Here is a 541-nt window from a genome sequence, read left to right on the forward strand (position 1 = left end):
CGCTCGGCCAGCAAAGGCAGGTCAATGCTGTTGGCTGCACGCTGCAAGGCCTCGATAAACAGCCGTTTGTCGCCTTCCTGATCGATCTGCCGAATATAGCTGCCATCCACCTTGAGATACACCAGGCCAAGGCGCGCCAGGTTGCCGATCATGCTGAAGCGTCCGCCAAAATGCTGCAAGCCCAAGCCATAGCCGAGGCTACGTAAGCGTTGGGTCAGCGCCTCCAGGGTGGCAGCATCCGGCAATTGGTCCTCATCCAGTTCCAGGGTCAACAAGTGCGCCTGCGCGGTATATGCCTGCAAACGCTGGTAGAGCGCCTGCAAGGCCTGAGCGTCGCGCAAAGTGCTGCCTGACAAGCTCAGTGCCACCGGTTCTGCCAGCTCCGCCAGGCGCGGCAGCAATTGCTCCAACATGGCCATGTCCAACCGGCTGGCCCAGCCAAAACGCTCCAGCCAGGGCAGGAACTGCCCGGCAGCAATGGCCTGTCCCTGCTCATCCAGCAGTCGGGCAAGCACCTTGTGATGCAATACCTGGCCACTGG

Annotated in this window: 1 protein-coding gene; it reads right to left on the reverse strand. The window is 61.2% G+C overall.

Features of this window, described 5'->3' with window-relative positions:
- Positions 1–541 (reverse strand): EAL domain-containing protein (locus CFY91_RS15625; RefSeq protein WP_133063708.1); only part of this gene is annotated, 541 nt, incomplete at both ends.

The sequence above is a fragment of the Pseudomonas fluvialis genome (assembly GCF_002234375.1).
Classification (GTDB): Bacteria; Pseudomonadota; Gammaproteobacteria; order Pseudomonadales; family Pseudomonadaceae; genus Aquipseudomonas; species Aquipseudomonas fluvialis.